This is a genomic window from Clostridium sp. BNL1100 (genome assembly GCF_000244875.1).
Lineage (GTDB): Bacteria > Bacillota > Clostridia > Acetivibrionales > DSM-1351 > Ruminiclostridium.
Genome location: NC_016791.1, coordinates 3,524,127 through 3,547,912 on the forward strand (window position 1 = coordinate 3,524,127; position 23,786 = coordinate 3,547,912).

Here is a 23,786-nt window from a genome sequence, read left to right on the forward strand (position 1 = left end):
GCGTGTCAATTATGAATAGATATTATGAAAAATGTTATGATGTAGTTGTAATCGGAGGCGGACTTGCAGGCGTATGCGCTGCTATAGCCTCAGCACGCAACGGAGCAACAACCGTATTATTACAAAACCGTTCGGTTTTAGGAGGAAACTCCAGCGGAGAAATCCGTATGCATGTTGTCGGGGCAAGCTGCCATATGGCTAAGCCGAACAATGCGGAAACCGGAATACTTGAAGAGCTTTTACTGGAAAATAAAAATTTGAACGCAGCCCAATCTTTTAGTATATGGGATACAGTTCTTTTGGAAAAAACCAGACAAACTGAAAATCTTGACCTTCTCCTGAACACCAACCTGAATAGTATAGAATATGAAAACGACCAAATTATTTCAGTACTCTGCCATCAAACCACCACCGAAACAGACTTTAAGCTGTCCGGAAAAGTTTTCATTGATGCAACAGGCCACGGTACCCTTGGTATGTTAGCAGGTGCAGAATCAAGGATTGGCAGTGAATCACGATATGAATTTAATGAGCCCAACGCACCTGAGGAAGCCAACGAATTCACTATGGGTAACACCCTGATGTTCCAAGCTGTAGACCGTGGCGAGCCGGTTAAATTTGAAAAACCTTTTTGGGCTTACAGCTTTTCGGAAGAAGATTTAAAGCATCGACGCCATTACAACAGCACAATCGCACTTGGAGAAGGCGGTGCCCCTGCTGAATTCGTTGCAGGTGAAATGAAGAACCTGCCTGAATTTTATGCCATGGACGCCGGCTACTGGTGGATTGAATTGGGTGGACAAAATGATGATATTATCGCTGAGGGAGAAATAATTCGTGACGAATTGGTAAAATGTGTGTATGGTGTATGGGATCATATTAAAAACTGCGGTGACCATGGAGCTGAAAACTACGACCTTACCTGGGTTGGTATGGTGCCGGGATATCGTGAAAGCCGCCGTTTGGTAGGGGATTACCTACTGAATGAAAACGATGTACGTTCCAACAAAGTCTTTGAAGATGCTGTTGCCTACGGTGGTTGGCCTATGGACGAGCATGTACCGGGTGGAATCTTTGATTTTGATAAATATCCATCCAGAATTTTTAATTTCGATGGCGTTTATACTATTCCTTACCGTTGCTTCTATTCCAAAAATGTAAAAAATCTTATGATGGCAGGAAGAGACATAAGCACTTCTAAAATGGCATTTGGAAGCACACGTGTAATGGGCACCTGTGCAGTAGGCGGTCAGGCGTCGGGTACGGCAGCTGCAATGGCAGTTAAGTACAACTGTACCCCACGAGATATTTCAAAACATATGGATGAATTACAACAAACTCTGCTAAAAGACGACTGCTATATCCCCGGCTATAAAAACACTGATTCTAGCGACATTGCACGCAATGCGACTGTATCGGCTACCAGCTTTATCCCGGGCTGCGAACCTGAAAAAGTTATAAACGGGGTTGCCCGTACTATCGGCAGTGAGAGTAACTGCTGGGAATCGGCATCCCTTGGTGAGGGCGGGGAAACATTATCGCTGGCCCTAGATAATCCAAAGGAGATTCATGAGCTGCGCATTACCTTTGATCCTAATCTGACTAGGGAAATTATGCCATCTATTACCAATCAGGTGAGAAGTCGTCAAGTCAAAGAACTGCCGGAGGAATTAGTACGGGATTATACCGTGACGTTCTATAATGGGGGTAAAGAAACATTCTCCAAGACTGTAGAAGGTAATTACCAGCGTCTCAATATTCTTCGTTTGCCAACAGAAGTAACAGCTGACAAGGTTAGTATTTCTGTATTTTCTACCCACGGTTATTCATCAGCAAGAATTTTTGAAGTACGTCTTTATTAAAAATAATTAAATATAAAAAGCTCCCACTAAATCCAATATAATTTTACATCAGAAAAGGACGGATTGATTATCTCAATCTGTCCTTTTTTGCATTTTCTATTTTAACACCGGTACTCCCCGCCCCGAATAGTACTAATAGAACCATTCTAATCATATTCATATAAAAGGATATAATATGAAGGAGCGTAAAGTCACTTGAAAAAAGTTAAAGTCGGTTTACGGCCTATTGTAAGTAAGATAAATTTACCCACTGTTTTGAAAACTGCTATGCTTCCCGGTGACTCAATGGAAAGATTATTTATTGCGACTCAGGTAGGAGAGATCTTTTACATAAATAACGGAGTCGCAAGAACTTTTTTAGATATTCGCCCAAGAGTCATAAAGCTAGGTTTTTCTGGTGGTAAATATGATGAACGTGGATTGATAGGGCTGGCATTTCATCCACAATTTTATTATAACGGTCTCTTTTATCTTCATTATTCAGTAGCCGGAACACAAGGCCCGGGCGCCCTCCCTAGTTCAGAGGTTTCTAGACAGGGTCTCCCTGAATTTTTTAAGCCTAACCCCTGTGACCCAAGAACCTTAAACCAAAAGTGGATAAATAGAGACGTTAATTATGACCATATTGATACAGTCGAAGAATGGATTTTCCAATCCAATGGACAATCCCAAAAACGCCGGACTTTACTTAATATAAGAAGACCATTTTTTAATCATAACGGTATCAATAGCTTAAACTTTTCACCTGAAACCGGTAAACTTGTATTAACAGTGGGAGATGGCGGCTCAGGCTATGATCCGTTTAATTTAAGCCAGAATAATATGGAAATTGCTGGTAAAATAATTGAAATTGATGTAGCAAGGAATACATTTATCAATAATCCGCCTGTAGTTACACGTTTTAATGAACTTCCCCCGCCTATTCAGGAAATGCTTACAGTTATTGCTAAAGGAACCCGAAATATAACAGGCATTTCATTTCAAAGGCTTCGTGACCGATATATCAAATATGTAGGAATTGTAGGGCAGGATCTGGTAGAGTCAATATTTTCATTCACTCATTATAAACCAATACCGGTTCCCCAGCTCATTCAAACTTCTTTAATGAAATCTGAACCTGGCCCGGAGGGATTTATTAACTTTGGTTGGAGAGGATGGGAAGGTGCTTTTCCAACTACAATAATAACAGGCTGCTCTGGAAATCCGGCTTTGGATGAGGAATCAATTGCATATTTCAATGATGCAGTAGAGGTTTCAACCCAGCGCATTTCGCCTCTGATTAGTTATTTCCATAAAGATCCCCGATCGGATAAGTTTGGAGCAACTGCACTTACGGGAGTCCAGCCATATATGGGCAATGAAATCCCTAATTTAACAGGAGGTATTGTGTTTACCGATTTTGCCCGGAATGAAGGGTCCCAACCACCGGCTAGAGGGGTTTTAGCCTATACCAGGGCAAGATCGGATTGTAAACTAAATGATTTTAGTGTTATTGAAACCGAGTATAATTTTGGATCTCAATCAGCTTTTTATACCAGTTTAGGAACAAATATCAATCAAACCAGAATATATCTGGGAGTTAATGGCTCTATGAATGTAACTGATTTCAACCAAGGTACTGTTTTTGAAATTGTTCCATGATGATAGGAGGCACTTAAATTGAGAAAAATGAATATAGGCAGGTTTATTTGCACTGGAGGAATATTGACAGCAATAACTGTACTATTCCAATCAGCACCTGTATTTTTACCCGCAATCGGGTTGGCCTTAAGTCCATTAAGTACTCTGCCTATTGCGATAGCTGCTGTTTGTAATATTTCTCTTTGTTTCACTGTCTATTTTTCTTCAGCATTAATCCTTGTTATAGTTAGTGCACAGGAGACAATAATCCTGCTTTTTACCACCGGGCTGCTGGGTATCGTTATGGGAATATTACTTTTTAGAAAGGGAATGGCAATTTCTGTAATATTTTCAAGCATAGCATTATCTCTTGGGATGATATTTTTAACTTATATAGTAGGTATTTCGGCCTTTGCAGATTTAGCCGGTAAGTTATCAACACCTTTAACTTTATTAATTTTTTTCTCCTTTTCACTTGTTTATGCAAGCATCTGGAATATTTGTTTTAGAAAATTCATGAATTATCTTATAAAAATAAGATTAGTCAGTTGACCCTTTTTGAAGGTCGATTTTCTTTATTTTCTCAAACAAAAGCGGTCTTTCAGTCTCGATCTTCTCCTTATACTCTAATATAGAATTCCAGACTTTCTTTGGTACTTCAAACTGACTAAAGTCGCCATTAAGCACTTTACCTTCAAGTAATGAAAACAAGTAGTCAAGCTCATCATTAGTATATTTGGGCATCATGGTCAAACTGCCGTAAAGACTGATAAAATCGTTGAACTCACCACGGTTAAAATCAAAAGCGTCTTTCCACCAAACGGTATACTCCTCAAAACCATTTTTACCTTGAAGCTCATCCTTTATTGCCCTGGCAGCATAGTATCCACACATTAGGGCGCCCTGAACAATAACCTCAATATGAGCTGCACTGTCGCCTATTGTAATTACGTTACCTAAGTAAGGTTTTTTAAGGGGTGCGTAAGACCTAAGTGAGCATCCTTGTTTGTCAACAATCCGTGAGTTTGCAAAGTTCTCTCTCAATGGACTATTTTTTGTAATGCCTTCATAAAATGTTTCCGGCAATAACTGTTTGTTTCCGACAATAGTCAATTCTATAGTGTCATTCTCTTCCAGACTTGGGGCAACAATTATTTCTCCGTAAGGATGATAAGCACTTCCATAATACTGGTTCCAACTCCCCGGCTCAAAGCCATAAGTTTTTTCAATTGTGTATATTAAAACAAAAGGTGTGCCAAATAAGCCTCTGCCTTTATTGAGCCCAAATATGTCAGTTAGTTTTGCGTTGGCACCTTCAGCTATTACCAGCCTTTTGGCCTCAATTGAAGAAGTGTTTCCTTTAGATTTAAGCTCCAACCTGACAGAATTCCCCGTATCTGTGCCGCCATATGCCAAGGTTTCCGACCTTAACTCTACTCCTAATCTCTCACAATCCTCCCACAAGTCTTGAAGTAACTGCCCTTTATCAAACTTGATTGCAAATGGCCTTCCATCGGGATGAGCAAAATGTATTCTATGGCCGTTAGGAGAGTAATGATAATTGTTTACAACTTCTACCAAATGACCGGTATAAGGAAGATCGAATTTATTTCTTGTAAAAACCACCTTACCATCTTGTATTTGCAGGAATTCATTTTCATATCCATCATCCATAACAAACTGAGCGCAGCAAGCTCTCCGTATTTTACTGATTTCACGCTTTTTTTCAATGATTACTACTTTAAGGCCCATTTCGGCTGCTGTTTTTGCAGTCATAAGTCCTGCAGGACCTGCTCCTACTACTACCAAATCAATTAAGTTTTTCATATATTATGTACTTGCCCTTTCGCTTTAAAATGTACCTGTTAGTGTCAATTGGTTCATATTCAGTATCTTACTAAATATTTCAGGTCTTTCAGTTTGGATTTTATCCTGATTTTGCAAAATCGAATCCCAGATAAGCTTTGGGGTTTTATATTGGCTATATGTACCCTCAAGTGTTTTCCCTTCCACTAAAGAGAACAAGTAGTCCAGTTCATCATCTGTATATGTGGGAACTAGTGCATAACCCTGAGAAACTTTAAGATATTCATCACGGTTAAATTCAAAAGACTCATTCCACCAATCAGTATAATTTTCAAAGCCCTTCTTACCATCAAGCTCGCTATTTATAGCCTTTGCAGCATGATACCCGCACATTAGGGCACCCTGAACTTCAACTTCAACAAAAGCAGCACTGTCGCCTATAGACAGGATATTATCCGTATTCGGCTTCTTCAGAGACATAAATGCTTTAACTGCACACCCATGAGTATCTATTACAGTTGCTTTGGCAAACTGGTTTTTAAGAGGACTGTTTGTAATAACGTTTTCAAAAATAGATACAGGCCTCATATTTGCACTGCCGGAAAGTGTTAATTCAACAGTATCATCCCCATATAAGCTTGGTCCTACAATTACTGCTGCATTGGAATGATATGCTTTTCCATAATATAAGTTCCAACTTTCAGGTATATATCCCGATACCCCTTTTAGAATATATTTTACAACGTGAGCTGTTGCAAATAGTTGTCGGTTTTTATTGAGACCGAATATTCCGGTTAGTTTTGCATTGACGCCTTCGGCAATAATTGCTTTCTTTGCTTCTTGTGTATAATTTTTGCCATTGGATTTTAGGCCTATTTTCACATAGTCCCCCATATCCGAACCTTCGTACGCCAAAGTTGACATTCTAATATCTACTCCAAGATTTTCACATTCTTTACATAAATCCTGAAGAAGCCTGTTCTTATCAAACTTAACAGCAAATGGCTTCCTGTCCGTATGGGCAAAATGAATTTTATGTCCATGGGGAGAGTAATAGTATTTGTCCGTAACATTTTTCAATTGCCCGGTGTATTTAACCTGGAAGTTATTCCTTTCAAAGATTATTTTTCCGTCATTTACATGTACAAATTCATTTTCATATCCATCATCCAGAATTATCTGTGCAGAACATGCACGTTTCAGGTGATCAAAATTTTTACTTTTCTCAACTATTACAACCTTAAGCCCTATTTCGGCCGCAGTTTTTGCGGCCATAAGTCCTGCCGGACCGGCACCCACAATAATTAAATCTACTATTTTACTCATAAGTTTAAACTTCCCTTCATAACAAAATGTTGGTATTATATGGTAAACCGATGTGTAAGGGGTATTATATCACCTTAAATTTTAATTAACAAATATAGGAAAAGCTTGATAATTACAGAAATAATTCAAAATTCTAAGAAATCCCATCAGCAATTGCTCATTATGGTTTTAACTTGCCAAATATGTTGAATAATTGAACTTATCAAAGCTAAATTATTCTGATATTATAAGAAGGTATGAAATAGTTAGGTAAGCAACCTATCTAAAATGAATGAATAAAGGAATGATTGTATGAAAGATAATTCTGCTTTTAGTTCAAATAAAAAAATGATTGAAAAAGAAATCAAAGATGGCCTGAATATTCTTAATAACAGTTATAAACTTATTGAAATAAACTGTGGACAGTTTTCCAATCTCCAGATACAAAATATAGCATATAATATCAAACAATATGAAATTGTTTGTGTTGGTAATCTGTTATTGATGGAATCAAAAGATTCACATGAGTTACAGATGCTTTCTTTTGTTATTACACCCTACTATAAGAATTTACCTCTTTTCTCAAGTGACTATTTATTTATCGGGGAAAAACGAAATTTTCTAGTTGAGTATTATGATTTGGTACGGGAAAAGAATTCGCTGTATAATGCATATCTTAAGAAGCTCCAAGCTATAAAAGATAAATATAGAGATTTACCTGATATGAAACTTAAAGAATGCTGGTATGACTCATTAAAAACTGTATGCATAGCCAAAAAAACTTCAATTGCACAGGATGATATTATGCTCTCAATTTTCAATGAAAATTTACATACATTTATCGAAACAGAACAGGAAACTGATATTCTTTCAGAAAGTGAAAAGAAGGTTAAATTGCATATTACCAGAGATTACGTAAACGAGCTGGTTGATAGCGGAGGAGTATCTACAAATGTATTTAAGAATTCCATGGGTGCTGAAGCTACAAAGAAATTCTTCAATGATGTTTTCTTTGGGACAGAAAAGTTTTAGTCGGCACTATAAGGGGAAGTATCATCATTAGCTGACGATAGTTCTTTTAACATAACCAGCGGCAATCATTGCTTTTCATAATCTAAACTATTCTTATTCTCCCTTCACAAAAAACCCCCAAACCATAGGTGTGGGGGAACATAAAAAACTCTCTTTAAATCAGCTAAAATGCATTTCCCGATTGACTCCAGATATTTTTTGCATCTTCCAGACATGATATGTCGTGGCAAAAGCCGTCTTCAAAGGTGTACCCATATACATTTAGTTTACTCTCTATTGCTTTATAAAAAATATCGTACATTAGAAGCTCCTTATGAACGTTTGTACTATTACGTATATTTTCAACATATTCAACCAATAAATTTAGAAAGCTGTCTTCCCATATTAATATATTCCAGGTATTGTTAACTGACGGTTTTTTAGGCTTGTCCTCTATTCTTATTACTCTGCCATCATCACGCATAACTACAGGCCCCAACCTCTCAGCATGACTGGTTGGGAAAACACCAAGTGTCAAATCAGCACCTTTTTTGGTATGAAATTCATAGAGTTGTTTAAAGCTATCTTGTGGATATATTATGGTATCCGGAAATTTCATAAATACGGTATGCCCCCTTAAAAATGGCGCTGATTCATTTATAGCATAAGGAATACCGTACTCATTGTTGCCAAGATTCTGATATACGAATGCAAAATTAGCTTTTGTATTTCCTACATAATAATCATTAATACTCTGAATTATTGCTTCTTTTTCTTTGCTAACTGTACATATAATATCATTTGCTCCTCCAAAAACCAGCGTCTGAATGGCATTTTCAATTAAAAGAACAACATCATTACCTCGTTCGCTTGGTACAAATACAGGTAAAAGCTCTTTTAATAGTCTAAAGGGCTTCATTCTCATACCACGCCCACCTGCTGGTATATAACCAATCAAAGGCTTCATAGCTATACCCCCTTGAAAGTATTTATTTTATTTTCTTATGTATTAGTATTTTCTACCAATTAATGTTAACCAAAATCCCAATCCTATAGTCCATGCCAATGATAAAATTGATTCCTTCAACAAAAAACACCCGTTTTGGATTAGATTATTAATAACCTCTGTAATACCGATACTTGGAATAAAAATAAAAATGTTGTAAGTCCATCCGGGAAGAGTCTTATATACAGACACAATTAAGAAAAGACTGACCATAACAGCAGCCGACACCGCTGAACCGTTTTTTGATGAACTTATTTTGAAGCCTATAATTGCACCTATTTCTACGAATATAATACCTCCGACAATCATAGGAAGCAACAATTTTAGTATTACTAAATTTAAGCCTTCATTTACAATATAAACAAATATTTGTGAAAATATGGAGAATAATAAAATAGTTAAGCCTTTTGCCATCAAAATCTGTCTAAAGTTTAAGGGTGAACACAGCAAAGCATCTATTGTTTTGCCTTCCCTTTCTTCAATAAGATTAGGCCCTGTAAGCATAATACCAACCATTACTTGGGCAAACAAAATCCAAATAGAAAGAAGCAGGAAACCTGCATTTGACTTACTCATCGCAGCAGTAACAACCTTTGACATAAATATTGGCATAAGTATTACTACTATTATGGCAGGATTTTTTAATAAATCCTTAATTTCATGCTTCATTAATACGCTTATCTGTCTCAACTTAATTCCCTCCCTGTTATAGTTGCAAATACTTCTGCCAGTGAGTTTTCACCTTTTTTCATACTGACAATTTTATCATCGCTCATCAACTGTGCAATCTTTTTTTCTGTTTCATCAGTACCCATTGGCAAACTTTCTTTTACTAATTTATCTTCCTTCATATACTCAATGTAAACTTCTTTTTTACAATATTTGCTTTTTAAATTCTCCGGCTTATCAATAGCAGCCAATTTTCCATTATACATTATACCTACCCGAGTGCTTAATTCATCAGCATCATGCATATCATGTGTAGTCAATATAACTGTTGTCCCCTGGTTGTTAAGCTCTTTAATATAATTACGTATCAAAGCCGCTGTATTTGGGTCAAGACCACTTGTTGGCTCATCAAGAATTACTATCTTTGGTTTATGCAACATGGCTCTTGCTATTAAAACTCTTTGCTTCCACCCTTTTGATAGTGTACCAACTTTTACATCTTGCTGACTGCTTAACTGTAAATCCTCCATAACCTTGTTAACCTGCGAATCACTTACTCCATACAAATCGCCAAAAAGCTTAAGATTTTTTTTTATGGAAGACCTGACATACAGGTTTGGAAGCTCGAATACCACCCCTATATCCCTATGAACTTTCTTTTTCTCTGTAAGAACATTATGGCCATTTACCCATATTTCACCTTGAGTAGGTTTCAGTAAACCAATAATCATTCTTATAGTAGTTGTCTTACCTGCGCCATTCGGGCCCAGAAAACCAAACAATTCCCCTTGTTCAATTGTAAGAGACAAGTCATCTACAACTTTTTTGTCATTATAATATTTATAAACATTTTTAAGCTCTATCACAAATAATCACTCCTTAATTTAGTAGCATTTTGATGCCCCTGGTTATCACCGGTAAAATACTTTTTCGCCAATCCCCGTATCTTATTTTCTATTTCATAATCATTTGCAGTACGGATTTTTCCCATAAACTCTTTAATCCTGACAAACAAGTATTTCTTCAGTATAGGAAATTTTATAGTTCCAACCGGAATAGCTTTTTCCCCTCTAGCTAAAAAATCAATACATTTTTGCCGATCTTGTTCTATAATAAAAGCATACTCTGCACGACATATGTACGGAAATATAAAATATGCTTCCTTTTGCACAGTGCCATCCTGCATTTGCAACAGCGCATCCAAAGTTTCCAGCAATTCATCATCATATCGTACAATTTCAATAATTGAAAGAAGGACATTGGCTTTAAGCGCATGAACCAACCAGTAATCAGGAATAATTTTCAATACTCTCTCATACGCCTCAAAGAATACATCTACGTTTTGGGTAGACAAGGAGTTTTCTTTTTTTGAACTCTTAATCATATGCAATAACCCATATGCGAAAGCCGCTTCAGCATTATTAGGATTATCTATATAATATTTCTCCATCTGAGCCTCAATTCTTTCAGATCGTGAAGGAAAATTGCTCATTAGGATTATTGTATTAAGTAATTCTTCATCATTTTTATCTAAATATTTCAATACAATCGCCCCTTTAGTTTAATAATTACTTATCTAGAGATAGAGACTTTATCATCATATGAAGATGTTCCATAGCCTTTGCCTTTTGTTTTTTAGTAACAGTACTCCATCTATCTTTAGTTTCAGGAGAAAGCAAATATGTAATCCGTTGTGTAAGTCGTTTTGATATATTATTGCTTTGAGGTATTTTAGCAAAACTCCTTAATTGTGGTTCACCACATATTTCAATAATAGGCGAAAAATAGAACTCTTCAAGTTCTGACTCCCACATTAAGTCTCGCAGCTTACTTCCTAGTGTTTCGTTTCCAAGGTAGCAATCCAATGCAAGAGTTGGAATACTTTGTGCAATTGCGGAAATAATGCTGTGATACCTCATAGATAAGTATGCATCCATCCGACCAACCAGTAGCCATATCTGAGTTGGAGTCAATTTTTCAGTAACAAGGAATGTATCTGGACAAAGGTCGGCAAGTATCTTACATGCAGCACCATCATCATACATTTCTCCTACAGGGAATATAATTATTTTAGTGTCTTCCGAAACACTGTTCTGGAGTTGGTTCAACGCTTTTGCAAGCTCTTCTAAGAATTGCTTCAGTGGTGGACGCGTTATTTCCGAACCAATGGATATTCCTATAAGATGCTTGTATTTGTCGAGATTATACTTTACTTCAATCTCATTTATAAGTTCCGGACAACTCATCTCCATTGCAGTAACTAAAGAAGGTACACGATTTATCTTCTGGGTTGCACATCCTGCCAGCTCAAGCAATCGCTGAGTGGTTATTGAACGGACACTGGTATAATTAATAATTTCTGTAGCTTCTTTAATTTTAAGATACCATTCGGACAATTTTTTATCATTTAATGGCGACCATATACTTCCAACTGCATTCCAGGCTGTTTTAGGAAGCCTTTCATGTTTTATTTGGGAACCATATAGAAGAATTGGGTCATACTCCGGAAGAGGTACGAGAAGCCCACCTCCACCCATTATCAGTGCATCATAATCGTAAATACTATCCCAAAATTCTTCTTTTAACAAATATGCGGGCTGTGTAATACACTCTAATGGTCCTCTTCGCTGCTGTCCAAGTAAAGAACGAGCCATTGTTGATAAATTTATGGAGAAACAAGAAATATCAACATCACCCAGTTCTTTTTCAAGTAAAGATTTTGTTGCCATGGCCTCTAAATTATCACCAGTATTATTAATGCCAAATAACCCTATCAATCCGATTTTTTTCATTATCATTACCTCTATGATATGTCCAGGCAGTATATTTTTATGTATATTCTACCTTTTATGTAATTAAATATCAACACGCATTTTTTTAAAGCCTTTGTATACCCTGTAGATCACTCATTTTTATAACTCCTTGCTGAACATACTTCATTGCTTCCTGCATTAGTTTTCCATCCATAAGTTTTTTGGTCTTCTTAATCTTCTCTACAGTATCATTAAATATTTGTTGGGAATCCCTCTGGCCAATTTCCCTAAACTTATATACCTTAATCATGTTGTTATAGTGTATGGGGTTTTTTTCTTTCTTAAAAAGCTCCAAATCCCTTGTAAGTATGTCCTCCCATGTAATATCGGAAAAAACCTCTATATTGTATCTTTCAGGATATCGGAACATTTCACTTCCCGGCATTGGTATATAGTGGTTAATAGTCATAAAGCTAATTTTCTCCAGATTTTTCTTAAGGTAATTGTAGCTTTCTAGAAAATCCTCCTGTCCTTCTGTAGGCATACCAAGTATGATTTCCAGTTCAGGCCAGATACCGATTTCATTACACCAACTCATAACCTGCTCAGCCTGTTTCAAATCAATCTTTTTATTTATCCTTTTTATCAGGCCTTCACTTCCGCTTTCCATTCCAAATACCAGTTTACGACAACCAGCCTTATACATTAATTTAATTATTTCGTAGTCAGTATTATCAAAGCGAGCACAATCAGACCAGTAGATATTAAGATTATTTTCAATAATCCCATTGCAAAGATCTCTTATATATTTCTTACTTAGATTAACCGCATTATTAATGAAATAAAAATATGGTGTATTATATTTTTGTTTCATTATCCTTAGCTCCGAAATCACCTGCTCAACCTTAGCAATAACAGGAGTTGGAGATTCAGGATCACTTTCAACGCAAAAAGCACAGTTATAGGGACAGTTATAATTAAATATGTAGGGAATAATAAGAGTTTTTTCATAGTCTTTCAATGTCGGCTCACTTTTATTTCTTAAAGGCTTAGTGAATGCAAATGGATATCGGAATATTGAAATCATGTTTTCATCATATCCGTCCATTTTAATACAATTATAATAGTCCTTTAATTTGAGTCCCTCAAAATCAGGCATAACAATACGACGTTTTTCCGGTGGATTCGCAACAAGGTTCCCAGAGGAATTTAGATAGCACAAGCCGTTTATCTTATGTATTTCTTCATCCCCTTCGTTATTTCGCAAAGCCTGTATAAGCTTATATAGAGATTCCTCTCCAGGCCCTGTGATAATATACGGAAACCTTTTTAACCATACTTCAAAGAGTTCATCATATATAGGACGGTAATTTATCATTGAAGACAAATTAAATCCCCCAAATACCAACAGCTTTTGCCAATGCCTTTCTATGTATTCACCAAAAATTAAGCCTGAAAAAGTCTGTACCCAGGAAAGATGAGGCCCAACAGATAAAGCAACCATGTCATATTCCGCTATGTTAATATCTTTTAACATAGTCTGTACAAATTCATCAAAAAACTGGTTTTCTCCCCCGTTTATATAATTAAAAACAGCTTCCTTATCAAAAAATTTCTCAAATTCACTACGTTCAATCCCTGATCCGCATTTTTCTTCCATTAGGGGAAGTAAATCAAATTGGTCAACATTTATTCCCCGCTGACGGAGATAGCCGGTAATAATACCAAGTGATAAAGGTGGAATTCTTGTCCCTACGGCACCAAAAAGAGCATCCTCACTAGGCATTTGTATTAGGCAGAACGAATCAATTTTCATTTTGATTTCTCCTTTCAACTATCTCACATCATGTATTGGAATAAATTAAATCCTTCAGGTTATGATATTGCTTGCATTTCACACAGAAGCGACCTGTTCTAAACTCTTCATATGAACGTTTATTCCACATTTTCTGGAAATCATCATGAAATAAATTTCCAACCTGTGGGCGACCGCAATAATAATCACAACAGGTATATACATTTCCATTCTTTGATACTACTGCAATAGGTGCATCGTTAAAGGTACACTTCGCCTCAAAGGGCCCTTCATAGGCGATACCCGCTTCTTTTAATCCCTCTTCAAGGCTACACAACTTAGTATCAATGTCATTAATATTAGCTTTTACCCATTTTGATTGTCCTAGAGGAAAACCTATTTTAAAACGTTTAACCTTATATTTTATTGCCATTTCCTTCAAAGTATCCAGTTCTTCCATGTTTTCCTTAACTAACGTACAATTAAAAGCAATATTAGTGTTGTACTTTAATGAGTTCTCCAGATTATTGAGCAAAACATCAAACCTATAGCTATTGCAAACTCTTTTCATTTCCTTTTCAGATGCACCATCTACAGAAAAAGAAACAGCATCTATATTGCCATGCGCCATAAGTTTCTCATAATCAATAGGTACAGAACCATTTGTTACAAGTACAATCTTTTTGTCACTGAATATCTCCAGTATCTGATAAAAATTTTTATGAACCAATGATTCACCTAAGCCGCAAAGGGCTATATAATCAAACTTGGAGATATTATCCTTGATTGCAATTATTCTTTCTATTGGTAAATCCGAAGGATCTTTTATCAATTTTCTGGCAACACAGTAGCTACATGCAAGATTGCACTTTGTGGTTATTTCGAATAAAACCATTTGCGGTATTCTCTTGTAAAAATCAGTTTTTGTATTCATTCCGTCTCCTCAATATGCAGAGTTTCACATAGCACTTTTCGCCTTATATGTACAGGTGTTTTTACGCTTCCTTCCTGCAAGGCTATGTAGCTCTCCAGCATTGTACCTCTCTCAATATCATGGCTGTCTAAGCTAACCCAGAGCTGACCATGATAATAGGATGTTCCGTTTCTTTGAATATTTGATGCATTTTTTTCCTGCATTTTAACCTGTGAGTAATCACAGTAATAGTCAAAAACAGCACAAAACTTGTTATTAGCTTTTCCGTACCCCGTAAATTTTAAGTAAAAATTGCCATTTCTAAAAAATGAATTATCCGAATACAGACCAAGTCCTATTTTAGCATCTTGCGTATGCTCCAATTCCGGTGGTGTAATTTTTACCCACTGGTCAAGGTTCCAGCCTTTATTGGTATACGAATGTACATATATATATGATAAATAATTATCAAAGGCCAATATGTCAAAAGTCTGCATAACCGCAAGATATATTGAGGGTAGCTTTGGAAGGCCACTAAAGGTTTTTTCAATGGAATCAAAACACTTTTTGTAATCTTCAGAATTTACAATGTTTCTATTCTTAGCTTTTATCTCCTCTAGCCGTTCATTTGATAAAATCATATGTGAATAGAATTCCCTGTTTTGCATATATGTCCAGTTTGTTGATACATCCGGCTTTTTAGGCAACTTGTTTGTAAATGACATTGTATCCCACTTGTTTGTAACAAAGGCAATAGCGTCTTGGTAAACATGATTGATAACTCTTGTAAATCTTGAGTCAAGTTGCTGACGTTTGTAAACTTTCCCCATTGAATTCAGATAAAAGTTATCCATTCGTATTTTGAATGTCCTGCTGTCCTGAGGCTTAAAATGTTTTTCAACTATCAGCGGTTTATTTAATATATTATATAAACTTTCCAACCCGGTTCACCCCTTAATAAATGGTTTTTATTACAAGTTTTCTAATGAATCAATAACATCAGCTGATGACGGTAACTGTAAAATCTTATTAATATACATATTCTGTTTATGCTGAAGACTTATTCGAGAATCTTTGTCACTAATATATGTTCTTAAAGCATTCAATGTCTTACCTTTCTGAAATATCGATGTAGATATGAAAGTATCAACATATTCATTATTCTCAAGTACACTGGTTAAAAAATTAAACCATCCAAAAGGAAACAACCTATACGGATAAGCAACCTTTACGTCATTTGCCATTTCCTGATACCAACCTGGCATTTTCAAAAGCTGTTCCGAAATTCTGGAGAAATTAACCAACTTATCATTTTGCAAAACAATAGAGGGCACTGAAGCATACACTGCCTTAGCCAGTGTAGACGATATTATGTTAGTTGTTAGGAACAAGTCTGAGGCTCCAAGATACTTATCAAAGTCTTGGGGATTTATATGATTAAAATGAAAATATTTTATGTGTTTTTTATTATCTGATTCTTGCTCCCAGCTCTTTGGACCCACATGGATTATTGTTACCTTTTCATCAAGTTCAGCTAAATAATGCATTATCATTTTGGGACACCAACAAAGTAAATTTGATAAAGCCGGCAACCTATTTACATTCAGGTTTTCCCAATCTGAATTTGCCATGAAGATTACTTTCTCCTGACCTGAAGGTCTAAAAGCAGACTCAAATTCAATCCTTTCAGGTTTTGTCATACCTTCAGGTCTATCATAGAAATATGTAAACTTCACTTTTTTATCTGCTGGTTGTAGTTTATTTATAGGACAATACCTGATTACAAAATCACACTGCCTTATATAATCAGGTAGAGTAGCCCTATATCCGCCATAATAGTCTTGAACATAGTTTGTAGAATCAAATTCATAGCTGTCAAAGCTTCCAAAGGGGACACCATATTCTCTGAAAGTCTCCATACTAACACCCGACCATGTCGATGAATACCAAAGAGTATATACATCTGAGGCTATAACATAATCAGGTCTGAATTCAGACATTAGCCTGTCCGTAATAGCCTTATTGACCAACTTGTCCTCCGACATGGAGTTTGCTCCTGTCTGCTTCAAAACTACATGTTTAATTCTGTTTTGCTCCAGATAATTCTGGCCCTTGGCTGAAGTTAGAAAGCAAATTTCAAACTTGTTTGGTGGAAGCCTCTTACAAAATTCAAATGCAATTGTGAACTCTCCTGCCGAAAGGTGTCCTAATGTAACAAACAGTATTTTTTTCATAGCCATTCCTTCTCAATTGATTGATTAAAAGCTATATCATCGGGGAAAAATTCTCTGCCCAATTCCATAATCATTAGTGCTAGAGTCCTCTCGTTTGAGCGAACCAGCCTTTTGAGAAAATCCTTGAAGGGCATTGAGAAATAATCATTCAAATATTTGAACCCAATCGGCTTTCTAATAACGTTTTTTCTTGCTTCTTCAATTAGCTTTAAAGCACCATCAGGGTTATTACAGGAAAAATTGTAATCAGCATAAATTATGTATGGAACTATAAAGTAAGGCTGCTGTTTTTCTGACATCTGCTGATCCGATATCAGTTTTTCCAAGATTCTTACCAGTTCATCCTCATCCCTCATAACCTCCGGTAGGGCAAGTAACAGAATGGCTTTAAACATCCAAACTAGCCAATAATCAGGTGCAATTCGCAGTGCATCATTATATGCTTCAAATATTAGCTCTATTCTTTCACTTCCAATAGTAGAGTTTTTCACTCTGGAAGTTATAAGGAAGTTATAAAAACCAAAGCTGAAAGCTGCCTCGGGGTCATCAGTATTTTTCTTGTAATTCTTTTCTAATTCGTTCAGAATTTTTTCAGAATTGACTGGAAAATTAAAAATCAAGTTGATTGTCTTTATCAGCTCTTCATCCTTTTTGGTTATATATCGCATCCTAAATACCACCTATTCTTATTTTTTATCTTCATCTTCATCTAATAAGTCATCACCCTCAAAAGTGTCAAATTCATCAAGACTTGCACCCTCATCAGGTGTATATACAGCAGCATCAGCAGAAAAATATTCTTCAATGTTATCTGGAGAAAGATTGTCCAGATCTTCAGGGCTCAATGATTTAATAAGTATTTTCTGAACTTCTGTAAGTTCATATCCTTCCAGGGCTGTATCAGGATCTTCAATTAATTCTTGTTTGAAGTCTTCGTCTGATAAAATTCGTATTATAACCATCTTTATTCCAGAGTTATCTTCCTGCATTTCCATACCATTCTTTTCATCCATCATTATTAAACCTCTCCTATCTGTTTTTTAATTTAATTATTTATGATTTTTGCTCAAGAATACGGTAGACGTATTCCACTTCTGCAAATTCTTTATTTTGCAAATTATTTAAAGCCTTTATATAAAATTTTGTTTTATCTGCAACCTCTTTATAGTTGCGACCACCAATTTCGTTATATTTATAAACCTTGAAATTTCCTGTTTGTTTACCCTTCATTTCCTTAAAATATTTCCAGCTTCTTTCAAGGATTTTACTATAGCTTATTACATTCCTTATTAATTCTATATTATAGCGTTCAGGATAGCGGCCAATTTTACTGTTGGGTACTACAAAGAATTCGTTAATTGTCATATAGTTGATATATGGCCTATTTTTAGTTACGTATTGTACCGTTTCCTGAAAATCTTCATCCTTTTCTTGAGGCAAGCCTGTTATAACTTCTAAATCAGCTATAATCCCCAGCTCCTTACACCATTTCAAAACTCTTTCTCCATGGGAAAGATCAATTTTCTTTTCCACCAAATCAATAAGCTTCTGGCTTGCTGTCTCAAAACCAAAGACCAGTTTCTGGCATCCTGCATCCCTCATCAGCTTTAATCGTTCAAAGGTAAGATTGTTAAATCTGGCACAGTCAGACCATTTAATATCTATTTTTTTATCAATTATGTAATTACAAAATTCATCAATAAACTTTCCGGAGGCATTGGCAGCATTATTAAAGAAATAAAAATAATTGGTTTTGTACTTATTAATAAGCGCCTCAATATCATCCACTACCTTATGAGCCTCTCCGATAATTACCCTCTTTCTGTCTTCATCACTTTCAGAACAGAAAGCACACGCAAAGGGGCAGTGAAAATTAAAAATATAAGGTAAAATGAGTTTATTCATATATTCTGGTCTAGGTCGCTTTTTTCTTACGGTACTTACGTACTGGGTTAGAAAGAATGGCCACTTGAAAACCTGTATTAGATTTTCCTCTTCCAATTTATCATTCCATTTTCCGTTATAACTCGGATTCTTTATTTTTGAATAATAATATTCCATAGGCAGATTGCACCAGTCCGGACACACTACAACCGGCTCATGCTCAGGATTCATATAAACCTGCCCGTCCTTTAGGTATACCATACCATCAAGTTCATATACGGATTTCTGCATTTTACCATTCAAAACTTGTATTAGTTCTGCTATTACAACTTCTCCGGGTCCCTTAATTATATAAGGGAATACTTCAAGTATAATTTTAAGCAATTCACTAAAAGTATCCTTAAAAATACCTAGATAAGTAATATTGTTTCCTCCAAGAATAACCGGAATTTTATATTTCTGCTTGATATACTTTGCTAAAAGAAAAGCACTATGAAGTTGGAAAAATGAAAAGTCTGCTCCGCAGGAGATTCCTATTACATCATAATCTTTAATTGGAATCCCTTGAAGTAATTCCTCTGCAAAGAGATTTACTTTATCGTTTTCTTCTCCCGTTAAGCAATTTAGAACAATATCCTTGTCATATAGAAAAGCAAATTGCTCATCATTTCTGTAGATTTTAGCTAAATCGGAATTCAAATCATAAAGTTCAACGTCATAACCTTCATTTTTTAAATATCCGGACAGAATTCCAAGGCTCAAAGGTGGAATATTTGTATATCCATGAGGAGATATTCCCTTCTCACATGGTGCCAATAAAAAACCAATTCTTTGAATCATATTGTTTATTCCCTCCTTTCATTTATTAGTGACTCTATAATACTTCTTACATCGGGCAAGCTTTCAAGTGTCTTCTTGTAACGATCTGCACTTTTCAGCAGTTCTTCTCTTTTTTCCTCACATTCAAGTACTTCTTGTATTCGCCTGATTGAATCTATTACATTAAATTGCTCAAGGCGTATAAACGTCTTCATATAAGAATTCCCCTTTACCAATGGAGCCAGGAACTTATACCATCCTACCGGAAACATTCTGTATGGATAACATCTTTCAAGATTTTTGAGAAGCTCGTCTACAAATGGTGCCGGTTCAAATTTAATCTTCTCTTTATCAAGCGGTTTCTCTGCCGAGAAGAAAATAGAATTTTCAAAATTTGCTGACGGTATACCCGACAACACAGCCCTTGCCAATGAAGTTGCAGTGATGTTTCTTGAAATAAAAAGGTCTGTTGCCAGCAAATACTCATCAAAAACTTCCGGTGGAAGCTGATTTAAGAAAATTAATCCGTCCTCTGAATTCTTTGAGTAACCTCCTTTAGACCCCACACATACTACAGAATACGTTTTTGTAAGCTCTTGCATTATATGGTAAAACGCTTGATTATTTGCATTTACAAAGGATATAACATCAGTATATTGCTTATATGATTCTTGCCATGCTGCGGAAGTAAACAGTATCAACTTTTTACCTACGGGCAAGCCAAGCTTTGCCTTCCACTTATCCGTACTATAAACATCATACGGCAGAGTATCTGTTGTAAGTTGATAATGATAAGTTTCTTCACGATATCCACTGTTAGGGTTAACTATAGGACATGGACAAAGTCTGAAGCCGTACTTGCGTATGTCTATATCACCGAATTTTGCTGCCTTAAATCCGTAGGTATCCATTTGTTTACCGGTAATCACCCAGTCAAAGTCATCAAATGTTCCAATCCTACCTGAGAAGACTTCCAAATCTCCGGGAGTCAAACCATAATGAACTTCGCAAAAATTATAGTTCAGAAAGTCTGCAAGAATTACCAGTCCGGGATGATACCTATGCTCCAAATCCCGCATTAACAACCTGTTAATCTTTCCGTTTCGTGGTATTAGCGTAGTATACGTAAACTTATATTTATTCATTATTTTTTCATGGGAAGGAGGAATTAAAAAGTAAGGTATATATCCTGATTCTCTCACTCTTGCAGCAAATTCGCAAGCGATTGTGACCTCACCGTATGCCCAAAAACTAGTGACTATAAATAATATGTACATTGCTTAACCCTCAATATTTTGAACTGCATTAAATTCATCCCATCCATAAAACTCAAGATATTCTTTATATACACCACCACAGCTTTTATTAAAAATGCACATTTTACATTCTTGTCCCTGTTTCTTTGTCTCCTTTTCCATAAAAGTAGCATAGTCTTCAAGAACAAAATTATGAAATAGTAGCTTAAATTTATTCTCATCCCACGGAATTTGGTACTTTTCATACCCAGGAATTATACAAGGTGGAAAGCCTTCCAAAGTAACAACTCTATCCCTTTTAACGCAGGCATCAACCATTTTATAAACTGACTGTACCATTTCTGTATAGCGTGGTGTTACCTTGTGGAAGTTTTGGTATGCTTTCCCTACAGGATGAATAGCTGATATATTAACATGATCTACGCCGGCATTTATTACGAGTTCTGCAATATCGGTAAGGCTGTCTATATTATCTTTGTAGACCACTGTATTCGTACGGACCTTTGCTCCTAGTGATTTAACGTTTACTATTCCTGCCATTGCCTCCTCAAAACTTCCCGGAATCTGTGTAACAAAATCATGTTGAGCAGCATCCTTACCATGGACTGAAACTACAAAAAGCTTAACACCTTTGTCATATAGCTTTCTTGCATACTCTATGTCAGCAAGTTTACGTGCGTTTGTTTGAAGGCTTACCTGTGGATAACCCAATTCCTGTATTTTTTTCAGAATTTCCAAGAAATCATCCAGTACGGTAGCTTCTCCTCCATGAATATTTACAGATTCATATCCCTTGTTGGCATTTTCCTCTAAAAATTTATAGAGAACCTTTTTATTCACACCTTCACGCTTTTCCTTATGGGAATTTACAACACAAAAAATGCAGGAATTATTACACTGATCGGTTAAATGTACACTTATTGATCTCATGCTATTTTCTCCTTTCAATTCAGTACCTCAAATAGATTCCTTGTCAGACTGCATTTCATACAAAATTCTCTGTCTGACAGCAGTGGCTCTGCCCTTCCATTCCATAAGACTTCCAAGTCTTCTTCAAATATATTTCCAAGCTTTTTTCCTTTGTTCATTCCATTGCAGCACGAATAAAAGTCTCCGTTAAGCTGTATGTTGGGAATTATGCATCCACCGGAATTGCAGGACAGCCGATAGAATTGATTAAAAATAATATTATTTTTTTTTGCCACTTTAATCGCTTCTTTTATGTTTTTATTAATACTTTCTTTATTGGCTTTTACAAACTCTTCATTTCCAATCGGCAGCTCATAATTTACAGCCAATAGTTTATGTTTTGCTGCGAACTCAACCAACAGTGGTATTTCATCTATATTCATTTCTGTTATTGTAGTGTTAATTATACCTGCTATATTGGGATACTTTTTGAGTTCTGACAAATTTTCGGCTAACACATTGAAGTTATAACCTGGGCAAATAGCTTTGATTTTTTCTTCTTTTGTAGCATCTATGGAAAAAACCAATAGCTCAACGTTCCGTTCACGGTTCAACTTCTTAAAGTCAATAGGTACTGCTCCATTTGTTATAATAGATATTTTTAAATCCTTTTGCCGCCAGATCATATTGTATATATCCAAATAGCAGAAGGATTCACCAATTCCGCAAATGATAAGCTTTTTAACACCTTTAAGTTGTGTGCGAAGCATTTCTAAATTTTCCAATGGAAAATCCTTCGGGTGATTTTTATCCCTTGTACAGTATATACAGTCCAGCTGACAACGAGTGGTTACTTCAACAGATATTGCCTGCGGTACTTTGGATACCAGCTTACTTACAGGTCCTATGTACTTTTCAATAAAATCGGCGGCATATTCTATAGCATTCATATTCAGTCAAGCCTTTCTTTTATATGAGATAAAAAATAATCCAGCTTTTCTCTATCATCCAATATCTCTTTACAAATCTCACAAGCACTTGTATATTGCTTATCTATCAGTTCATTTGAAAAATCACTCTGTAAAAATATCTCTACCAGTCCCCTTGGACCATATTTTTTAAAGAATCTGTATATGTCTCTGGATTTAAAACTTCTATGCAATTCTAAAAGTCTTTTTTCTTTCATATTCCCAAGGTAAAGACATTTTGTATTTTTTGAACGACTTGATTGACAGCAGGCACTTACGCTTCCATTGTTATCAACAAAGTAATTACCTATACCGCAATAAGCAGGTACTTTAGATGGTGTTTTAAAAAGCTGGGACCGCTTTATTTTTTGTGAATCTTCACCATCAAAAGGCATTGCCTTTACCGATTGAATCAGGATTTTATCTCTATATTCTTTATATATTTGATTTATCTCCTTAACCTCAGAGCTTTCTACATATGTAACATTTATAACTACAAATTTGCCTGTTGCTAATCCTGCTTCAATTGCATTTTTAACTATACTTGCATCAATATATTCCAAATGATACTTATCTGAACTGATTATTAGTAAATCCAACCCCGGCATCTCTTCAAGAACAGCGATACCCTCTTCAACTGTCTTTGCCCATAACCCATTTGTAACCACTCCTGCAAACATGTCTAATTCATTAAGCTTTTTTATATACTTATTAAGACTTTGTCGCACCACGAATGGCTCTCCCCCGACAAAATGTACTCCCTGAATCCCACATTCATGTATCTGATCAATCCATTCCAGTACATCTTCTTCACTAGCATCTGCGCTCATTTTTCTAATATTGTTTGCTACACAGTGCCTGCATTGGGCATTACATTTCATAGTTGGACTTATATATACACCTCCGTTAAGAATCTGCATACATTCTATTGGATTTGCACTTTTAAAGAGAGCTTGAATTTTGTTTGACACAAAAA

General features: G+C 35.8%; 22 protein-coding genes. 4 read left to right on the plus strand and 18 right to left on the minus strand.

What is annotated here, in order from left to right; genetic code table 11:
• Nucleotides 1-11: 11 nt before the first annotated feature.
• The 3 genes from CLO1100_RS14925 (at nucleotide 12) to CLO1100_RS14935 (ending at nucleotide 4,034) form a co-directional block, all read left to right on the plus strand.
• Complete coding sequence (locus CLO1100_RS14925) at nucleotides 12-1,862, plus strand: FAD-dependent oxidoreductase (protein WP_014314598.1); 1,851 nt, start codon at nucleotides 12-14, stop codon at nucleotides 1,860-1,862.
• Between the two features lie 195 nt (nucleotides 1,863-2,057).
• Nucleotides 2,058-3,503, plus strand: a complete 1,446-nt coding sequence (locus CLO1100_RS14930; RefSeq protein WP_014314599.1) for a PQQ-dependent sugar dehydrogenase — start codon at nucleotides 2,058-2,060, stop codon at nucleotides 3,501-3,503.
• A gap of 27 nt (nucleotides 3,504-3,530) precedes the next feature.
• The gene (locus tag CLO1100_RS14935; protein ID WP_242836738.1) at nucleotides 3,531-4,034 is read left to right on the plus strand and encodes a hypothetical protein; all 504 of its coding nucleotides are present in this window, start codon (nucleotides 3,531-3,533) and stop codon (nucleotides 4,032-4,034) included.
• On the opposite strand, the gene CLO1100_RS14940 is transcribed toward CLO1100_RS14935, so the two are convergent.
• Together CLO1100_RS14940 and CLO1100_RS14945 are read right to left on the minus strand one after the other, a co-directional pair.
• Nucleotides 4,023-5,309: an NAD(P)/FAD-dependent oxidoreductase gene (locus CLO1100_RS14940; protein ID WP_014314601.1), complete on the minus strand. Its 1,287-nt coding sequence runs from the start codon at nucleotides 5,307-5,309 to the stop codon at nucleotides 4,023-4,025. The genes CLO1100_RS14935 and CLO1100_RS14940 overlap by 12 nt on opposite strands.
• Nucleotides 5,310-5,333: 24 nt before the next feature.
• Nucleotides 5,334-6,614 carry an NAD(P)/FAD-dependent oxidoreductase gene (locus tag CLO1100_RS14945; RefSeq protein ID WP_014314602.1) on the minus strand — a complete coding sequence of 427 codons (1,281 nt, stop codon included), beginning with the start codon at nucleotides 6,612-6,614 and terminating at the stop codon, nucleotides 5,334-5,336.
• Between the two features lie 291 nt (nucleotides 6,615-6,905).
• Between CLO1100_RS14945 and CLO1100_RS14950 the strand changes: the two genes are divergently transcribed.
• Nucleotides 6,906-7,625 (plus strand): Ferredoxin-dependent bilin reductase, encoded by a 720-nt coding sequence (locus tag CLO1100_RS14950; RefSeq protein ID WP_014314603.1) that lies wholly within the window; start codon nucleotides 6,906-6,908, stop codon nucleotides 7,623-7,625.
• A 163-nt stretch (nucleotides 7,626-7,788) separates the two neighbouring features.
• Here CLO1100_RS14950 and CLO1100_RS14955 read toward each other — a convergent pair whose 3' ends face one another.
• The 16 genes from CLO1100_RS14955 to CLO1100_RS15030 form a co-directional block, all read right to left on the minus strand.
• Nucleotides 7,789-8,571 (minus strand): sugar phosphate nucleotidyltransferase, encoded by a 783-nt coding sequence (locus CLO1100_RS14955; protein WP_014314604.1) that lies wholly within the window; start codon nucleotides 8,569-8,571, stop codon nucleotides 7,789-7,791.
• 42 nt (nucleotides 8,572-8,613) lie between these two features.
• Nucleotides 8,614-9,300 carry an ABC transporter permease gene (locus CLO1100_RS14960; RefSeq protein ID WP_014314605.1) on the minus strand — a complete coding sequence of 229 codons (687 nt, stop codon included), beginning with the start codon at nucleotides 9,298-9,300 and terminating at the stop codon, nucleotides 8,614-8,616.
• Entirely contained in the window at nucleotides 9,297-10,145 is an 849-nt protein-coding gene (locus tag CLO1100_RS14965) for an ABC transporter ATP-binding protein (RefSeq protein ID WP_014314606.1), read from the minus strand. The genes CLO1100_RS14960 and CLO1100_RS14965 overlap by 4 nt, the downstream gene beginning before the upstream one ends.
• Entirely contained in the window at nucleotides 10,142-10,822 is a 681-nt protein-coding gene (locus tag CLO1100_RS14970; RefSeq protein WP_014314607.1) for a hypothetical protein, read from the minus strand. Before CLO1100_RS14970 ends, CLO1100_RS14965 begins: the two co-directional genes overlap by 4 nt.
• Before the next feature lie 25 nt (nucleotides 10,823-10,847).
• Nucleotides 10,848-12,071, minus strand: a complete 1,224-nt coding sequence (locus CLO1100_RS14975; RefSeq protein ID WP_014314608.1) for a polysaccharide pyruvyl transferase family protein — start codon at nucleotides 12,069-12,071, stop codon at nucleotides 10,848-10,850.
• Between the two features lie 85 nt (nucleotides 12,072-12,156).
• On the minus strand, nucleotides 12,157-13,848 hold the full coding sequence (locus CLO1100_RS14980) for a radical SAM protein (protein ID WP_014314609.1): 1,692 nt from the start codon (nucleotides 13,846-13,848) through the stop codon (nucleotides 12,157-12,159).
• A gap of 28 nt (nucleotides 13,849-13,876) precedes the next feature.
• Entirely contained in the window at nucleotides 13,877-14,761 is an 885-nt protein-coding gene (locus CLO1100_RS14985) for a radical SAM protein (RefSeq protein WP_014314610.1), read from the minus strand.
• Entirely contained in the window at nucleotides 14,758-15,681 is a 924-nt protein-coding gene (locus CLO1100_RS14990; RefSeq protein ID WP_014314611.1) for a hypothetical protein, read from the minus strand. The genes CLO1100_RS14985 and CLO1100_RS14990 overlap by 4 nt, the downstream gene beginning before the upstream one ends.
• A 30-nt stretch (nucleotides 15,682-15,711) precedes the next feature.
• Nucleotides 15,712-16,974 carry a DUF6365 family protein gene (locus tag CLO1100_RS14995; RefSeq protein WP_014314612.1) on the minus strand — a complete coding sequence of 421 codons (1,263 nt, stop codon included), beginning with the start codon at nucleotides 16,972-16,974 and terminating at the stop codon, nucleotides 15,712-15,714.
• Entirely contained in the window at nucleotides 16,971-17,642 is a 672-nt protein-coding gene (locus tag CLO1100_RS15000) for a hypothetical protein (RefSeq protein ID WP_014314613.1), read from the minus strand. Before CLO1100_RS15000 ends, CLO1100_RS14995 begins: the two co-directional genes overlap by 4 nt.
• 18 nt (nucleotides 17,643-17,660) lie before the next feature.
• A complete protein-coding gene (locus tag CLO1100_RS15005; protein ID WP_014314614.1) occupies nucleotides 17,661-17,990 on the minus strand; it encodes an Os1348 family NHLP clan protein in 330 nt (109 codons plus the stop codon).
• A gap of 37 nt (nucleotides 17,991-18,027) precedes the next feature.
• A complete protein-coding gene (locus CLO1100_RS15010) occupies nucleotides 18,028-19,698 on the minus strand; it encodes a B12-binding domain-containing radical SAM protein (RefSeq protein ID WP_014314615.1) in 1,671 nt (556 codons plus the stop codon).
• 5 nt (nucleotides 19,699-19,703) lie between these two features.
• Nucleotides 19,704-20,954: a DUF6365 family protein gene (locus CLO1100_RS15015; RefSeq protein WP_014314616.1), complete on the minus strand. Its 1,251-nt coding sequence runs from the start codon at nucleotides 20,952-20,954 to the stop codon at nucleotides 19,704-19,706.
• Between the two features lie 3 nt (nucleotides 20,955-20,957).
• Nucleotides 20,958-21,863 (minus strand): radical SAM protein, encoded by a 906-nt coding sequence (locus tag CLO1100_RS15020; RefSeq protein ID WP_014314617.1) that lies wholly within the window; start codon nucleotides 21,861-21,863, stop codon nucleotides 20,958-20,960.
• 14 nt (nucleotides 21,864-21,877) lie between these two features.
• Nucleotides 21,878-22,792 (minus strand): radical SAM protein, encoded by a 915-nt coding sequence (locus CLO1100_RS15025; RefSeq protein ID WP_014314618.1) that lies wholly within the window; start codon nucleotides 22,790-22,792, stop codon nucleotides 21,878-21,880.
• Nucleotides 22,793-22,794: 2 nt separating this feature from the next.
• Nucleotides 22,795-23,781, minus strand: a complete 987-nt coding sequence (locus tag CLO1100_RS15030; protein ID WP_014314619.1) for a radical SAM protein — start codon at nucleotides 23,779-23,781, stop codon at nucleotides 22,795-22,797.
• Nucleotides 23,782-23,786 lie beyond the last annotated feature (5 nt).

Excerpts from the sequence above, each read along its gene's own strand:
- CLO1100_RS15020 (WP_014314617.1), bottom strand. The coding sequence starts at position 21,863 with ATGAGATCAATAAGTGTACATTTAACCGATCAGTGTAATAATTCCTGC.
- CLO1100_RS15025 (WP_014314618.1), bottom strand. The coding sequence starts at position 22,792 with ATGAATGCTATAGAATATGCCGCCGATTTTATTGAAAAGTACATAGGA.
- CLO1100_RS15000 (WP_014314613.1), bottom strand. The coding sequence starts at position 17,642 with ATGCGATATATAACCAAAAAGGATGAAGAGCTGATAAAGACAATCAAC.
- CLO1100_RS14935 (WP_242836738.1), top strand. The coding sequence starts at position 3,531 with ATGAATATAGGCAGGTTTATTTGCACTGGAGGAATATTGACAGCAATA.
- CLO1100_RS14940 (WP_014314601.1), bottom strand. The coding sequence starts at position 5,309 with ATGAAAAACTTAATTGATTTGGTAGTAGTAGGAGCAGGTCCTGCAGGA.
- CLO1100_RS14945 (WP_014314602.1), bottom strand. The coding sequence starts at position 6,614 with ATGAGTAAAATAGTAGATTTAATTATTGTGGGTGCCGGTCCGGCAGGA.
- CLO1100_RS14925 (WP_014314598.1), top strand. The coding sequence starts at position 12 with ATGAATAGATATTATGAAAAATGTTATGATGTAGTTGTAATCGGAGGC.
- CLO1100_RS15010 (WP_014314615.1), bottom strand. The coding sequence starts at position 19,698 with ATGATTCAAAGAATTGGTTTTTTATTGGCACCATGTGAGAAGGGAATA.
- CLO1100_RS14975 (WP_014314608.1), bottom strand. The coding sequence starts at position 12,071 with ATGAAAAAAATCGGATTGATAGGGTTATTTGGCATTAATAATACTGGT.
- CLO1100_RS15005 (WP_014314614.1), bottom strand. The coding sequence starts at position 17,990 with ATGATGGATGAAAAGAATGGTATGGAAATGCAGGAAGATAACTCTGGA.
- CLO1100_RS14995 (WP_014314612.1), bottom strand. The coding sequence starts at position 16,974 with ATGAAAAAAATACTGTTTGTTACATTAGGACACCTTTCGGCAGGAGAG.
- CLO1100_RS14980 (WP_014314609.1), bottom strand. The coding sequence starts at position 13,848 with ATGAAAATTGATTCGTTCTGCCTAATACAAATGCCTAGTGAGGATGCT.
- CLO1100_RS14955 (WP_014314604.1), bottom strand. The coding sequence starts at position 8,571 with ATGAAGCCTTTGATTGGTTATATACCAGCAGGTGGGCGTGGTATGAGA.
- CLO1100_RS15015 (WP_014314616.1), bottom strand. The coding sequence starts at position 20,954 with ATGTACATATTATTTATAGTCACTAGTTTTTGGGCATACGGTGAGGTC.
- CLO1100_RS14985 (WP_014314610.1), bottom strand. The coding sequence starts at position 14,761 with ATGAATACAAAAACTGATTTTTACAAGAGAATACCGCAAATGGTTTTA.
- CLO1100_RS14950 (WP_014314603.1), top strand. The coding sequence starts at position 6,906 with ATGAAAGATAATTCTGCTTTTAGTTCAAATAAAAAAATGATTGAAAAA.